This is a genomic window from Lacinutrix neustonica (genome assembly GCF_026625145.1).
GTDB lineage: Bacteria > Bacteroidota > Bacteroidia > Flavobacteriales > Flavobacteriaceae > Lacinutrix > Lacinutrix neustonica.
Map to the genome: position 1 here is coordinate 2999238 of NZ_CP113088.1, position 16024 is coordinate 3015261.

A 16024-nucleotide genomic window follows, 5' to 3' on the forward strand; every position below is an offset into this window, starting at 1 on the left:
GCAGAAAGCTCTAAAATATTTCAAAATGAGTTTGGGAATTAGAAAGGGAATTAACAATTTATCAGGAATATCTAACTCCTATAACAATATTGGTAATGTTTATAGCTTTGATGAAATCAAAGAATTTAACCCTGAGTTAGCTCTAGAATATTATCAGAAAGCTACTTCAATACAATTACAAACAGGACAAAAATCTAGTTTAGCTAATACATATCATAATATTTCTATGATATATCGAAGAAAAAAAAATAAATTTTATTGTTTGGAAACAGCTTTAGAATATTCGAAGCTATCTTTTTCAATTTGCGAAGAGGTTAATGAAAAAAGTGTTTTTTCTACTTCTTGTAGTGGTTTAGGGGGTGTTTATTTCGATTTAAATCAATATGAAAATAGCATATATTACTTTTTAAAATCTTATGCGATAAATAAAATTATTAAAGCTGAAAAAGATGTTAATTATAGTAGTATAAAACATATTAGAAAAAATATCGGTCTCGGTTAAATTTAAAACTTATTCTAAGCTAGCATATGACAAACTTTCAACGGAATTACAGAAAGAAGTAAAATTAGACGAGTTTTTTAATGAGCCAATTAAGATTAATAAAACCTATGGTAGAAATGAGAAAGTAAAAGTGAAATATGAAGATGGCTCTGTTGTTTTAAAAAAACACAAACAAGTAGATAATGATTTAGAAAGCGGTAAATGTGAATTACTGGATGATTAATTTTTTTAAAACAAAAAAGCACCCGGACTAAAGGTGCTTTCTCATGACTAAAGACTAATATCAAATAATTGTAGATTGTCCTAAATGAATATTACTAAAATTAATATTCGAATTATTGGTGTTTTGTAACAAAACAGCAACGGCTTCGTCTCAATAACATAGAGTACAACCATTTTAAAAAAACCAAGCTATTTATGAAAAACCAAGTTATCGTATTTCTCATTTCAATGTTAATCTTTTCAACTGGTCTAGCGCAAGATTCAAATCTTCTTATCAAGAAAAAACTAATATCCAATTTTTCAAACACACCTATTTATTCAAGATTAACAGAAAATATTGGAGGTACAGTTCAGTGGAAAGAACAGCTTAAATATATAGATAGCATAGAAGTTTATAGCATCACTTATTTAAGTGATGGTCTCAAAGTAAAGGGGCTATTGGTGAAACCAAAGAAACAAGGAAATTATCCATGTGTGATATATAATAGGGGAGGAAACCGGGATTTTGGTGCTCTTAAAATCGCTCATGGCATCCTCACCTTGGGACAAATTGCGAAAGAAGGTTATGTTGTTATTGCTAGTCAATACAGAGGTAATGGAGGCAGTGAAGGTCAAGAGGAGTTTGGCGGCAAAGATGTAAACGATGTTGTCATTTTAACAGAAGTACTTAAAGAAATAGACGGTGCAGACACCAATAATATTGGAATGTATGGCTGGAGTCGCGGTGGGATGATGACCTATATAGCACTCACTAAAACCAATAAAATTAAAGCGGCTGTTGTGGGAGGTGGAATTTCTGATTTGACAGTTATAGATCGCGCCAAGATGGAAACAGGTGTATACGCGCAATTAATTCCCAATTACAAAGAAAATAAAATTGTTGAATTAGAAAAAAGATCTGCCATAAAATGGGTTGATCAATTCCCGAAAAACACTCCAATCTTATTGCTTCACGGAAATGCAGATTGGAGAGTGAAGTCCACCAATTCTTTGAAGTTGGCTTTGGAGTTTGAAAAATATAGAATTCCTTATCGGCTAACAATTTTTGACGGGGGAGATCATGGGATTACTGAATATAAAGAAGAGGTGCATGAAGATGTGATTAGCTGGTTTGATAGATTTTTGAAGGCAGATGCAGTTTTACCAAATATGGAATATCACGGAAAGTAAAAAAGATAGATTCATTGAGCACATGAAGTCTTGGTTTTGTATGAAAACCAAGACTTCGAATGCCCATGACAAGAAGATACAAAAGCTTAAAAAAAAAGCACCTCGTTTAGAGGTGCTTTTTTAATACAATAGACTAGTATTAAATAATTGTAGATTGTCCTAAATGAATATTACTAAAATTAATACTCGTATCATTTGGGTTACTAATAAAATCAGCAATAAAATCGCCTGCTTTTGAGGTAGTTACATTGTCATATATACTATTTAGATCTGGGGTCGTGATGCTCAACTTTAGAGATTTTTCCACACCAGTTCTTATCATTTCTGCTTCATCATGCAATTCAAAATGTTCTAATAACATGGCAGCACTTAATATAGAAGCGATAGGATTAGCAATGCCTTTTCCTGTTGCTTGCGGGTAAGACCCATGAATAGGTTCAAATAGCGCATATTTGTCTCCAACCGATGCCGATGCCAATAAGCCAATCGAGCCACCAATCACACTCGCTTCGTCACTAATAACATCACCAAATAAGTTTTCAGTTAATATAACATCAAACTGTCTTGGGTTTAAAATCATTTGCATGGCTGCGTTATCTACAAATAAAAAGTCGAGTGCCACATCCGGATACTCACTTTTTAACTCAGTAACCACTTTACGCCACAAACGCGACGTTTCTAGTACGTTTGCTTTGTCTACTAAAGTGACTTTATGGCGTCGTGTTTGCGCCGCTTTAAAAGCCAAGTGAGCTATACGCTCTATTTCGTAACGCGAATATTCGCATAAGTCGGAAGCCGTATTACCATCATCGCTTAACTTCTTTTCACCAAAATAAATACCTCCTGTTAGCTCCCTATAAATACTAATATCTGTATCGGCAATAATCTCTGCTTTTAGCGGCGATTTATCTAAAAGCGTATCGTAAGCCCTTACAGGTCTTATGTTTGCAAATAAGCCCAATTCTTTTCGCAATTTCAGTAAACCTTGTTCAGGTCGTACCAAAGCACTTGGATTATTGTCATATTTTGGGTCGCCAATGGCACCAAACAAAATGGCATCACTCGATTTGCATAAAGCTAACGTGGCATCTGGTAATGGGTTGTTGTATTTGTCAATAGCAACCGCACCAACCAATGCGTCTTTAAATAAAAATGAATGGTCAAATTCTAAAGCAATCGCTTTTAATACTTTTATGGCCTGGTCAGTGACTTCGGACCAATGCCATCTCCTGATAAAACAGCTATATTTAATTTCATCTTAGTTTCTGCGAAAGCAGGAATCTCATCCTACCTTCTTTTTTTAGTTTAAATTCTTTTCTTTTTTTTGCGTTACCTAAAGGTCGCGCTTTCACTACTCGCTTCCGGACTTAAAAAAGTCCGGAGAGCTAAAACATGCCGTTCAATCCCTAACACAGGCTAATAGCTGCGTTCCGCTTCAAAAGCAGTAATACGTTCTTTTTTACTCAGTAAATAGTCAATATCATCATACCCATTGATCATACAGGTTTTCTTATAAGCATCAATAGCAAAGGTTTCTTTAAAAGTAGTACCCTTAACAGAAAGGGTCTGTGCTTCCAAATTCACCTCTAAAATAGTGTCTCGGTTTTTCTGTTACTTCGGCTAATAATACCTTCAAGAACTCTGCTGACACCTGAACAGGCAACAAGCCATTATTTAGGGCATTGCCTTTAAAAATATCAGCAAAAAAACTAGACACAATCACTTTAAAGCCAAAATCGCTCAAAGCCCAAGCCGCGTGTTCTCTGCTAGAACCGCAACCAAAATTATCGCCAGCGACTAAAATACGGCCTGAGTATTTTGGGTAATTTAAAGTAAAATTTTCGTTTTCAGAGCCATCCTTGTCATAACGCCAATCTCTAAACAGGTTATCGCCAAAACCTTTTCGATCTGTTGCTTTTAAAAAGCGCGCAGGGATAATTTGATCTGTATCGATGTTTTCAATGGCTAATGGGATAGCTCTTGATTGTAATGTTGTAAATTTCTCCATTCTTTGTTCCCACGAAAGTGGGACTCTGTTTGATTATACTTCAATTTTTAAATACACTGCGATACTTCGACTGCGCTCAATACAGGCGAGCTCAGTGTGACATTTATTCGTTTTTATCATTCCTGCGAAAGTGTGAATCCACATCTTAATTTAATTGTTTCATGATATCTACAATCCTGCCTTCCACCGCAGTAGCAGCAGCCACCAATGGACTCGCTAAAATAGTACGAGACCCTTGGCCTTGACGTCCTTCAAAATTTCTATTAGACGTCGATACGCAATATTCTCCTTGCGGAATTTTATCATCATTCATCGCTAAACAAGCACTACACCCTGGTTGTCGCAATTCAAAACCAGCGGCATCAAAAATGTCTTTTAATCCCTCTTCAATAATTTGAACTTCCACTTGTTTGCTTCCTGGTACTAACCAAGCCGTTACGTTGTTCGCTTTTTGTTTGCCTTTAACGTAGTTGGCAGCGACTCTAAAATCTTCGATTCTTGAATTGGTACAACTGCCTATAAACACAAAATTAATAGGTTTGTCAATTAAAGATTCTCCTTTCTTGAAATCCATATACGCTAAAGATTTTTCAAAAGAGGCATCATTTAAAGTCGGAATATTTTCCGTTATTTTTATACCCATACCTGGATTGGTGCCATAAGTTACCATAGGTTCGATAGCTTCAGCATCAAAGCTGTATTCCTGATCAAAAGTCGCACCTTCATCAGTTGGTAAGGTTTTCCAATAGGCTACTTTTTTATCGAAAGCAGCCCCTTTAGGAGTGAATTTTCGATCTTTTACATACTCATAAGTAGTTTTATCTGGTGCTATCATGCCACCACGTGCTCCCATTTCAATACTCATATTACAAACGGTCATTCTGCCTTCCATCGACATGTTTTCAAACACCTCTCCGGCATATTCGCAGAAATAGCCCGTACCTGCATTGGTACCTAATTTTGCTATAATATAAAGAATGACATCTTTTGGTAAAACCCCGTTCTTTAATTTACCATTAACCGATACTCTCAAACGTTTCGGTTTTGATAATAATAAACATTGGCTGGCAAAAACTTGAGCGACTTGACTCGTTCCAATACCAAAAGCAATGCTGCCAAAAGCCCCGTGTGTTGAGGTGTGTGAGTCACCACAAACAATAGTCATCCCTGGTTGGGTGATGCCTAACTCAGGAGCCATAACATGAACGATACCATTGTATTTATGACCTAATTCGTATAAGGTAATATTATTTTTTTCGCAGTTTTCAGAAAGTTGCCTCAGTTGGTTTCCGGACAGCGCATCTTTAACAGGTAAATGTTGATCTTGTGTAGGCGTATTGTGGTCTGCAGTAGCCACAATTTGATTAGGACGAAAGATTGGAATGTTGCGTTGTTCTAATTCATTAAAAGCTTGCGGACTTGTCACCTCGTGAATTAAGTGCTTATCTATATAAAGCACTTGCGGCCCATTAGCAATAGTATCTATAACGTGCGCATCCCAAACTTTATCAAAAAGTGTTTTTTTACTCATAATTTTTCATTTCTGCGTAGGCAGGACTTCATATTTTAGTTAAGCAGAAATAATTTGTCGGTAAACCTTACAGGTTTCAATGATTTGGTGAATGTCTTTATCGTTAACTTCCTTTTTCTTATCTGCAAAATCAAGAAAATTGGCATAGACATCATCCAATTGTAATTTGGTTAATTCGTAACCTACATTTTTAGCACGATAGGCTAGAGCAGCTCTTCCGCTTCGAGCCGTTAATACTATTGCAGAGTCTGTAACGCCTACATCTTTTGGATTTATGATTTCATACGTGTCACGATTTTTAATCATACCATCTTGATGAATTCGCGAACTATGAGCAAACGCGTTTGCCCCAACAATAGCTTTGTTTGGCTGTGTATAAATGGCCATGCTTTCACTTACTAATTGGCTCAAGCCATAAAGCATTTGCGTGTTTATATTCGTTTCTAAATCCAAATAGGGGTGCTGTTTTAGTACCATAACGACTTCTTCTAAAGCCGTATTACCGGCACGCTCACCAATACCATTAATCGTGCACTCAATTTGCCGAGCCCCATTAATAACGCCTTCAATGGCGTTCGCGGTCGCTAAACCTAAATCGTTATGGCAGTGACAGGATAAAATAGCTTTGTCAATGCCTTTCACGTTTTCCACGAGGTATTTCATTTTTGCACCGTATTCACTGGGTAAGCAATAACCAGTAGTGTCTCGGAATATTTAAAACCGTAGCACCAGCTTTTATAGCGGCTTCGCATACGCGGGCAAGATATTCATTGTCTGTACGTCCAGCATCTTCGGCATAAAATTCTACGTCTTCAACAAAAGATTTTGCATAAGCAACTGCATCATAAGCACGTTTGATGATGTCTTCTTTATTCGATTTGAATTTGAATTTAATATGTGAGTCTGAAGTGCCAATTCCAGTATGTATTCTAGGTTTTTTTGCAAATCGAAGGGCTTCCGCAGCAACTTTTATGTCATTTTTTACGGCACGTGTTAGTCCGCAAACGGTGGCATGTCTCATTATTTTAGCAATGGCTTCTACCGATTTAAAATCTCCAGGACTAGACACGGGGAAACCAGCCTCAATAACATCGACACCCAAAAGATCAAGCTGTTTTGCGATGACTACTTTTTGCTCAGTATTTAATTTGCAACCTGGCACCTGCTCGCCGTCTCTAAGGGTTGTGTCAAATATTTGGATGTGTTCTTTCGACATTTTTCAAAAATAATTTTTCTATTGTAGTACTAAGTTATACTTTGGTTAAACGATTGGAGCATCTCGTTTTTTATTTCTTACGATGTTCAACTAAATATAAAAATCATAAAAATCTGATAATCAGATTGTTAATACTATTTTCGATGGATGACTAGAGATCAAAAAGATAATTTATTTTTATTGGTGAAGTCTTTGACTAAATCTGAAAAGCGGCAATTTAAATTGTATGTTGGGCGATTAGATGTCAATGCGGATTCCAAATTCTTGAGCGTTTTTAATGTTTTGGATAAAATGAAAAGTTATGATGAAGCTGCTATTTTAAAATCAACTCAAGTTAAAAAGCAACAGTTAGCGAACGTAAAAGCCCATTTGTATAAGCAGATTTTAATTAGTTTAAAATTGAATCCATCGCATCAAAATGTGCGTTCTTATATAAGGGAACAACTAGATTTTGCTTCTATTTTATACCATAAAGGTCTTTATAAACAAAGTCTGAAAATTCTAGATAAAGCAAAGGAAATTGCGATGGTCAACGAGGAAAAAAATTTAGCTTACGAAATTGTTGAACTAGAAAAAGTGATTGAATCACAATATATTACCGAAGCATTAGTAGTCGGGCCGATGAGTTAACTATTCAAGCTAAAGCTTTGAGTGAAGCCAACGTGATTACGAGTAAGTTATCAAACTTATCATTGCAATTATACAGTATTTTTTTAAGAACAGGTTATGTTAGAAGCGAGGAAGAAAGCAAATGGATTAGCGACTATTTTGAAGATAAACTTCCCAAATACGACTTTCAGAAGTTAGGGTTTAGAGAGAAATTGTGGCTGTATAAGGCACATTTGTGGTATAGTTTTTTGATGCAGGATTTTCTCAAGTGTTATAAATATGCTTTAAAATGGGTGAATTTATTTAAGGATCATCCCAATATGATTCAGTTGAATCCTGTTTTCTTTTTAAAGGGAAATAACTACTTACTCGAGGCGCTGTTTTTTTTAAAAAACAGAACTAAATTTGAAGCGTTTCTTAATACATTTGAAACCATTGTTACAAAAAAAAGCTTTCCTAAAGATGAAAATGTAGAATCTTTAGCGTTTTTGTATATTAATTTAAATAAAATAAACAGCCATTTTATTGATGGCTCTTTTAAAGACGGTTTGTCTTTAATCCCCAAGATAGAATCTAATTTAATTCAGTACAAAAACCGAATAGACGAGCATCATGAAATGACGTTCTACTATAAGTTTGCGAGCCTGCATTTTGGTTCGGAAATAACAAAGAGGCCATCGCATATTTGGATAAAATCATTTCAAATAAAACACTGACGATTAGAGAAGATTTATTGTGTTTTTCTCGGGTATTAAATTTAGTGGCACACTATGAAGCAGGTTTAGATTATCATTTAGAAGCTTTATTAAAAAGTACTTATAAGTTTTTGATTAAAATGAATGACCTTCATGAAGTTCAAAAAGAAATGATAAAATTTATTCGAGGGTTACAGGATATTTATCCTCAGGATCTTAAAAAAGCTTTCATCGTTTTGCATAATAAATTAAAGGTCTATGAAGACCATCCCTTCGAGCGACGGGCCTTTTTATATTTAGATGTCATTTCTTGGTTAGAAAGTAAAATTGATAACAAGCCTGTAGATCAAGTGATTCAGGAGAAGTATTTGGCGGAATATTCCTCTCGTTAACTATAATTTTTAAAAATTTTATCACAATAAATTTGGATACTAACTTTTTGTGATGCAATATTTGCACTCACAAAGTTCAATTATTTATTGAAATGTTATCAAGAAAGGCGGAGGGATTAGACCCATTGAAGCCTTAGCAACCCTTTAAAATTATTAAAGAAGGTGCTAAATTCTACTTAAAGAAGCGATTCATTTATCGCTGAATTGGATAGATAACCAAAACGTAATCACTCCTCTGTGGTTACCATTTTCTTTTTAACATTTTTCTATTAAATATGCCTTTATAGGTTGATTTGACTTTTGATTTAATTCAGTTATTAACTCAAAAAATTAGAAAGATGAGTACACAAAAATTCGCAACCAAAGCGTTGCACGCAGGACACGACACCACTAAAAATGGAGGCACAAGAGCCGTGCCTATTTACCAATCGACAGCTTACGTTTTTGACGACTCTGATGATGCAGCAGGGCGTTTTAATCTCTCAGTTCCTGGATTTATTTACACGAGATTAAACAACCCAACAAACGACATTTTGGAGCAGCGTATTGCTGCCTTAGAAGGTGGTCTTGCAGCAGTGGCAACAGCCTCCGGTACGGCAGCCATCTCAACAACATTGTTAACACTTTTAAAAGCAGGTGATCATATTGTAGCCTCTAGTAGCCTATATGGCGGGACGTACAATTTGTTGAGTGTTACCCTGCCACGACATGGGATTACGACGACGTTTGTCGATCCGTCAAAGCCGTGAAAATTTTAGTAAAGCAGCCCAAGAAAATACACGTGCTATTTTTGTGGAGTCTTTAGGGAATCCAAAATTAGATGTATTAGATATTAAAGCGATTGCTAAAGAAGCGAACGCCCACAAAGTACCTTTTATTGTTGATAATACGGTTGCTACACCCTATTTATTAAACCCTATTGCATTCGGTGCGAATATCGTCATCCATTCACTTACCAAATACATTAACGGCAATGGAACAGCACTCGGGGGAATTATTGTTGATGCAGGAACTTTTGATTGGACTAACGGTAAATTTCCGGAGTTCACAGAGCCCTCAGCAGGATATCATGGCTTAATTTACAGTGAAGCTATTGGTCCAGCGGCATTTATTACAAAAATTAGAATTGAAGGGCTGCGCGATTATGGTGGTGCATTGAGTCCATTTAATGCCTTTCAAATCATTCAAGGCTTAGAAACATTAGAGCTAAGAATTTTAAAACATAGCAGTAATGCATTAGAATTGGCGAAATGGTTACAAGAACAGCCGAGAAGTCACTTGGGTAAATTATCCAGGCTTAGAAAGTAGTAAATATAAAACATTGGCAGACCAATACTTGCCAAAAGGTCAAAGTGGGATTGTTACTTTTGGAGTAAACGGGGGTTACGAATCGGCAAAAACCATCGCCGATACCACAAAACTATTTTCTTTACTAGCGAATATTGGTGATACAAAGTCACTAATAATTCATCCAGCGAGTACAACACATCAACAATTAAGTGATGATGCTCAGGAAAGCACAGGGGTTACAAAAGATTTAATTCGTTTGTCTGTAGGTATTGAAAATATTGAGGATTTAAAAGCGGACTTAAAAGAAGCTTTTACAGTCGTTAAAAAAACGCTGCATACCCTATAATCTAAATCGTGTTTTACAAGAAACTGTTGTTTGTTAATACTATTAATATGCTATTGGTGCTTCGTGAAATTAAAGAAATTACAGATGAAAGAGTTACAGTATGTATCAGTTTTAGACTATACAAACGAAGGAAAGGAAACACTGGCTTATAACTTGTCCTACCGGACATTTGGTGAGCCATTACACACCGCGCCAATTGTTATGGTGATTCATGCACTAACAGGAAATTCTAATGTTTGCGGCCCGAAGGTTGGTGGAGGGATCTAATAGGAGCCAATAAGTGTATTGATACCAATTATTTTACGGTTTTAGCCTTTAATATTCCTGGAAATGGTTTTGATGAGCGCCCGTAAAATCTAATCGATAATTATAAAGCATTTAGCGCTAGAGATGTTGCAAAACTTTTGGCTTTGGGTTTACAAAAATTAAAAATAAATAAACTATATGCTATTATTGGAGGTTCGGTAGGTGGTGGCTTGGCTTGGGAATTGGCAGCTCTAAAACCTGATTTGGCCACACACCTTATTCCGGTGGCTACCGATTGGAAGGCTACCGATTGGTTAATTGCAAACTGCCATATTCAAGACGCAATTTTAAATCATTCAAATACCCCTTTAGAGGACGCTAGAATGCATGCCATGACCTTATACCGCACACCGTAATCGTTAACTCATAAGTTTCAACGTAGTAAAAAGGATGATAAGGAGTATAATGTGGAGTGTTGGTTTACGTATCACGGGCAATCCTTGCAAAAACGCTTTCAGCTGTCCGCTTATAAAATGATGAATCAAATATTGAAGACTATAGATATTACGGCAAAACGGGATACCTTTAATATTGTGGCCAAAAACATTAGGTCTAATGTTCATATAGTCACTATTAATAGCGATTTGTTTTTTAAGTCTGAAGAGAACTGGAATACCTACATAAATCTAAAGCTTTTAAAAGAAAACGTCAGCATTTATGAAATTAAATCCATACATGGGCATGACGCTTTTCTAATAGAATACAGTCAACTTTCAAAATTGCTAAAGCCTGTTTTTCAAAGACAAGAAGAAACCATAGCGATGGAGAAATCAAGCAATGTCAATACCAATAACTTATGAGTTTAAACCATTTTGAAACCGACGCGATACGAATACAAACTGAGCGATCTCAGTTTTTAGAACACTCCACACCATTATATCTTACTTCAAGTTATCTTTTTGAAGATGCTGAAGATATGCGTGCCTCCTTTGCCGATGAAAAGCAGCGTAATATTTATAGCCGGTATTCTAATCCAAATAGTACAGAATTTATAGATAAAATTTGTAAAATGGAAGGTGCAGAAAGCGGTTATGCTTTTGCAAGTGGTATGTCTGCTGTCTTTTCAACATTTGCGGCTTTACTCAATTCAGGCGATCATATTGTGTCTTCACGGAGTATTTTTGGTTCTACACAAACCCTGTGTAAAAATATTTTACCCAAATGGAATATCTCTACCAGTTATTTTAAAATTAATAAAATAGACCTAATAGAAAGTCTCATTCAGCCCAATACGAAATTCATTCATGCTGAAAGTCCTACAAATCCAACCGTTGATATTTTAGATTTAGAACGATTGGGTCAAATCGCGAAAAAACACCATGTACTTTTAATAATAGACAATTGTTTTGCGACACCCTATTTACAACAACCCATCACGTTTGGAGCAGATTTAGTCATCCATTCGGCAACAAAATTAATCGATGGACAAGGTCGCGTACTAGGTGGTGTCACTGTAGGAAAAGCAGATTTGATTAAACAAATCTATTTGTTTTCCGGAAATACAGGCCCAGCATTATCTCCTTTTAATGCCTGGGTATTATCTAAAAGTTTAGAAACCCTGGCGGTTAGGGTGGATAGACATTGTGAAAATGCGCTAAACGTCGCTGAGTTTTTAGAAAGGCAACCTAAAGTTAAATTCGTAAAGTATCCTTTTTTAAAATCAAACCCCCAATACGCATTGGCAAAAAAGCAAATGAAAGCAGGAGGTAATGTTGTCGCTTTCGAAATTGAAGGCGGGATAGAGGCCGGGCGAAATTTTTTAAACGCGATCAAACTATTATCGTTGTCGGCAAACTTAGGAGATACGAGAACCATAGTGACACATCCAGCCTCTACAACACATGCAAAAGTATCTGAAGAGGAAAGAGCCGATGCGGGTATTACTCCTGGTTTGGTGCGTATTTCTGTTGGATTGGAGCATATAGAAGATATAATTAACGATATAAACCAAGCACTAAAGTAATGGCAAATATTAAGGAAGAAATACAAAAAAGAATTTTAGTGTTAGATGGGGCAATGGGTACCATGCTTCAGCAGTACCATTTTTCTGAAGCCGATTTTCGTGGTGAACGCTTTAAAGACTATCCATCTTCATTGAAAGGTAATAATGATTTACTGTCATTGACACAGCCTGAGGCTATAGCAGAAATACATCGTAAGTATTTTGAAGCAGGAGCAGATATCGTGGAAACTAATACGTTTTCAGGAACCACAATTGCGATGGCAGATTATAATATGGAAGATCTGGTGTACGAACTCAATTATGAATCGGCTAAAATAGCAAAGCAAGTTGCTCAGGAATTTACGAATAAAGAACCTAATAAACCACGTTTTGTAGCGGGGAGTATTGGGCCAACGAACAGAACGGCAAGTTTATCGCCGGATGTTAATAGGCCGTAATATCGTGCGGTTACTTTTGAGGTGTTAAGAAAAGCATACAAACAGCAGGTGGAAGCCTTGATAGATGGCGGCGTGGATGTCTTATTAGTAGAAACAATTTTCGACACACTCAACGCTAAAGCAGCGTTATTTGCCATAGAAGAAGTTAAAGAGGAACGCGATTTAAACATTCCAATTATGATTTACGGAACGATTACAGACGCTTCGGGTCGGACATTATCAGGCCAAACGGTGGAAGCCTTTCTAACGTCAATATCCCATATCGAATTATTGAGTGTTGGTTTTAATTGCGCACTGGGTGCGCAGCAACTGCATCCTTATTTAAAGCGTTTGGCTCATGAAACTGCATTTTATACTTCAGCTCACCCTAATGCGGGATTACCAAATGCTTTTGGTGAATACGATGAGTCGCCAAAAGAAATGGAAGGCTATATAGAAGCTTATCTTAAGGACAATTTGATAAATATTATTGGAGGCTGTTGCGGGACAAGTCCTGAGCATATTAAGGCGATTGCTGAGGTGGCAAGGAAATATAAACCGAGACTAATAAAAGTTTTAGAATAATGAATCGATACTGTCAAAAATATTTAACACTTTCCGGGCTAGAACCTTTAGTCGTTACTCCGGAAAGTAATTTTATAAATGTTGGAGAACGCACCAATGTCACAGGTTCTCGAAAATTTCTTAGGCTCATTAAAGAAGAAAAATACGAAGAAGCCTTAGCTGTTGCACGAGATCAGGTGGAGGGTGGAGCACAAATTATCGATGTGAATATGGACGAAGGGATGTTGGATGGTGTTTACGCCATGACAACCTTTTTAAATTTGATTGCTTCAGAACCCGATATTGCACGCGTACCCATCATGATTGACAGTTCCAAATGGGAAATCATTGAAGCGGGATTACAAGTCGTGCAAGGGAAATGCGTGGTAAATTCTATAAGTTTAAAAGAAGGTGAAACCGAATTTAAACGACAAGCGAAATTGGTAAGGCGCTATGGCGCAGCAGTAATCGTTATGGCTTTTGATGAGACCGGTCAAGCCGATACGTATCAAAGATGCATTGATATTTGCAAACGGTCCTATGATATTTTGGTGGATGAAGTGCAATTTAAACCACAGGACATCATTTTCGATCCCAATATTTTCCCTGTGGCTACAGGGATGGATGAGCACAGAAGAAATGCTATCGATTTCTTTAAAGCCACCAAATGGATCCGCGAAAATTTACCTTATGCTAATGTCTCCGGAGGCGTGAGTAATGTGTCTTTTTCTTTCCGGGGCAATGACACCGTGCGTGAGGCCATGCATTCTGCCTTTCTATACCATGCTATTAAAAATGGTATGACTATAGGAATCGTTAATCCTACAATGTTGGAAATCTATGATGAAATCAATCCTGAATTATTAAGGCTAGTTGAAGCTGTTTTATTCGATAGCCATGAGGAGGCAACGGAGCAATTAATAGCTTATGCAGAAACCGTAAAAGGGGATAAAAAAGAGGAAGAGGTTACCATTAAAGAATGGCGAAAAACACCACTGCAAGAGCGTATTACACATAGTCTAGTTAAAGGGATTGATGCGTTTATCCTTGAAGATGTTGAAGAAGCCAGGCAAGAAGCAAACAGACCTATTGAAGTGATTGAAGGGCATTTAATGATAGGTATGAATGTTGTTGGAGACCTCTTTGGTAGTGGGAAAATGTTTTTGCCTCAAGTAGTAAAATCGGCTAGAGTCATGAAAAAAGCCGTGGCCTATTTACAGCCATTCATTGAAGCAGAAAAGGACGGTAAACAGGAATTTGCAGGTAAGATTTTAATGGCCACCGTAAAAGGCGATGTACATGATATTGGTAAAAATATTGTGAGTGTTGTTTTAGGCTGTAACAACTACGAGATTGTCGATTTAGGCGTGATGGTACCACCAGAAAAAATTATTGAAGTCGCAAAACGGGAGCAGGTAGATGTCATTGGATTAAGCGGATTGATTACTCCATCGTTAGATGAAATGGTATATGTCTCTAAAGAAATGGAAAAACAAAACTTTAATATTCCCTTAATCATTGGTGGAGCAACAACCTCAAAAGCGCATACTTCTGTTAAGATTGCGCCGCATTATAATAATACGGTGGTGCATATTCATGATGCCTCTCGAGCAGTGACTGTTGTTGGTAATTTATTAAAAAAGGATAATCAGATTTTTAAGGAAGAAATCCGAGAAGAGTATGATAAATTTCGGGAGCAATTTTTAAAGCGAACCAAAAAAAGGAATACATTTCTATTGAACAAGCCGTAAGTAGAAAGTATAAAATAGATTGGGAGTCTTCAGGAATTGTAAAGCCAAAAGTATTAGGCATTCAAACCATTCAAGACTTTGACATTTCAAAATTAGAAGCCTATATCGATTGGTCTCCGTTTTTTAGAAGTTGGGATTTACACGGGAAATATCCGGAAATTCTAACGGATACTATTGTTGGTGAGCAAGCCACGGAGTTATTTGCAGACGCGCAAGTCTTGTTGAAACGTGTTTTTAATGACAAATTATTGAAAGCCAAAGCCATTTTTGGGCTGTTTCCTGCAAATACTGTAAATGAGGATGATATTGAAGTGACAACTAGAGGTCAGGCTAAGCTTTTCGAAGCCTCTCAAAAAGAGTTGGATAATATGCCTTCAGAAAATATAACCTTCCTTACACTTCGTCAACAACTTAAAAAAAGAGAAGGCATTCCAAACCATGCTTTAGCCGATTTCATTGCTCCGAAAGACACAGGCATTCAAGATTATATTGGGGCCTTTTGTGTCTCGACTGGTTTTGGAACCGCAGCATTAGCAGCACAGTTTGAGGCCGATCATGATGATTATAATGCCATTATGATTAAAGCTTTAGCAGACAGATTAGCCGAAGCATTTGCGGAATATTTACATAAAGAAGTGAGAACTAAACATTGGGGATATGCTGAAAACGAAACCCTTTCAAATCAGGAGTTAATTAAAGAAAGTTATAAAGGCATTCGGCCAGCACCAGGCTATCCTGCTTGCCCGGACCATTTAGAGAAACAAACGATTTGGGAATTATTAAGTGTTGAAGAAGAAATAGGCGTACAGTTAACCGAAAGTTTAGCCATGTGGCCAGCAGCTAGTGTTAGTGGTTATTATTTTGGGAATAAAGAAGCGAAATATTTCGGATTGGGAAAAATAACAGAAGATCAATTAAAGGATTACGCAAAAAGAAGAATTATCACAGAGGAATTGGCCGGAAAATGGTTGAATCCTAATTTGGCTGAGTAGTGCGTTAGGGATTACTCATAGATCTTATTGAGTAAGAAATCGTGATTGCTT

7 protein-coding genes, 7 pseudogenes and 1 riboswitch are annotated in these 16024 nt (G+C 36.7%); of the genes and pseudogenes, 10 read left to right on the top strand and 4 right to left on the bottom strand.

Translation table 11 applies throughout. The annotated features are described in order from the left end of the window. Window positions 1-25 precede the first annotated feature (25 nt). Entirely contained in the window at window positions 26-502 is a 477-nt protein-coding gene (locus N7U66_RS16255) for a tetratricopeptide repeat protein (RefSeq protein ID WP_267676132.1), read from the top strand. 417 nt (window positions 503-919) lie between these two features. Beyond that, window positions 920-1894 (top strand): alpha/beta hydrolase family protein, encoded by a 975-nt coding sequence (locus tag N7U66_RS16260; RefSeq protein ID WP_267676133.1) that lies wholly within the window; start codon window positions 920-922, stop codon window positions 1892-1894. Window positions 1895-2033: 139 nt separating this feature from the next. On the opposite strand, the pseudogene leuB reads toward N7U66_RS16260, so the two are convergent. The 4 genes and pseudogenes from leuB to N7U66_RS16280 form a co-directional block, all read right to left on the bottom strand. Beyond that, window positions 2034-3151, bottom strand: a pseudogene (gene leuB, locus N7U66_RS16265) (3-isopropylmalate dehydrogenase). 159 nt (window positions 3152-3310) lie between these two features. Then, window positions 3311-3902, bottom strand: a pseudogene (gene leuD, locus N7U66_RS16270) (3-isopropylmalate dehydratase small subunit). A gap of 145 nt (window positions 3903-4047) precedes the next feature. Continuing rightward, window positions 4048-5433 carry a 3-isopropylmalate dehydratase large subunit gene (gene leuC, locus N7U66_RS16275; RefSeq protein ID WP_267676134.1) on the bottom strand — a complete coding sequence of 462 codons (1386 nt, stop codon included), beginning with the start codon at window positions 5431-5433 and terminating at the stop codon, window positions 4048-4050. Window positions 5434-5472: 39 nt separating this feature from the next. Beyond that, window positions 5473-6649: pseudogene (locus N7U66_RS16280) on the bottom strand (2-isopropylmalate synthase). A gap of 147 nt (window positions 6650-6796) precedes the next feature. Here N7U66_RS16280 and N7U66_RS16285 point away from each other — a divergent pair. From N7U66_RS16285 to metH, 8 genes and pseudogenes are all read left to right on the top strand, one after another. After that, window positions 6797-8345: pseudogene (locus N7U66_RS16285) on the top strand (hypothetical protein). Between the two features lie 92 nt (window positions 8346-8437). Beyond that, window positions 8438-8564, top strand: a riboswitch (SAM riboswitch). A gap of 119 nt (window positions 8565-8683) precedes the next feature. Next, window positions 8684-9981: pseudogene (locus tag N7U66_RS16290) on the top strand (O-acetylhomoserine aminocarboxypropyltransferase/cysteine synthase family protein). An 84-nt stretch (window positions 9982-10065) separates the two neighbouring features. Then, the gene (locus N7U66_RS22230) at window positions 10066-10248 is read left to right on the top strand and encodes a hypothetical protein (protein ID WP_313791289.1); all 183 of its coding nucleotides are present in this window, start codon (window positions 10066-10068) and stop codon (window positions 10246-10248) included. Between the two features lie 143 nt (window positions 10249-10391). After that, window positions 10392-10643, top strand: a complete 252-nt coding sequence (locus tag N7U66_RS22235) for a hypothetical protein (protein WP_313791290.1) — start codon at window positions 10392-10394, stop codon at window positions 10641-10643. 117 nt (window positions 10644-10760) lie between these two features. Next, complete coding sequence (locus N7U66_RS22240; protein ID WP_313791291.1) at window positions 10761-11087, top strand: homoserine O-acetyltransferase family protein; 327 nt, start codon at window positions 10761-10763, stop codon at window positions 11085-11087. Continuing rightward, window positions 11084-12250 (top strand): trans-sulfuration enzyme family protein, encoded by a 1167-nt coding sequence (locus tag N7U66_RS16300; protein ID WP_267676135.1) that lies wholly within the window; start codon window positions 11084-11086, stop codon window positions 12248-12250. Before N7U66_RS22240 ends, N7U66_RS16300 begins: the two co-directional genes overlap by 4 nt. Continuing rightward, window positions 12250-13251: pseudogene (locus N7U66_RS16305) on the top strand (homocysteine S-methyltransferase family protein). Before N7U66_RS16300 ends, N7U66_RS16305 begins: the two are co-directional and overlap by 1 nt. Next, window positions 13251-15973 (top strand): annotated as a pseudogene (gene metH / locus N7U66_RS16310) (methionine synthase). The pseudogenes N7U66_RS16305 and metH overlap by 1 nt, the downstream one beginning before the upstream one ends. The last annotated feature ends 51 nt before the right edge of the window (window positions 15974-16024 follow it).

Excerpts from the sequence above, each read along its gene's own strand:
- N7U66_RS16300 (WP_267676135.1), top strand. The coding sequence starts at position 11,084 with ATGAGTTTAAACCATTTTGAAACCGACGCGATACGAATACAAACTGAG.
- leuC (WP_267676134.1), bottom strand. The coding sequence starts at position 5,433 with ATGAGTAAAAAAACACTTTTTGATAAAGTTTGGGATGCGCACGTTATA.
- N7U66_RS22230 (WP_313791289.1), top strand. The coding sequence starts at position 10,066 with ATGAAAGAGTTACAGTATGTATCAGTTTTAGACTATACAAACGAAGGA.
- N7U66_RS16260 (WP_267676133.1), top strand. The coding sequence starts at position 920 with ATGAAAAACCAAGTTATCGTATTTCTCATTTCAATGTTAATCTTTTCA.
- N7U66_RS22240 (WP_313791291.1), top strand. The coding sequence starts at position 10,761 with ATGATGAATCAAATATTGAAGACTATAGATATTACGGCAAAACGGGAT.
- N7U66_RS16255 (WP_267676132.1), top strand. The coding sequence starts at position 26 with ATGAGTTTGGGAATTAGAAAGGGAATTAACAATTTATCAGGAATATCT.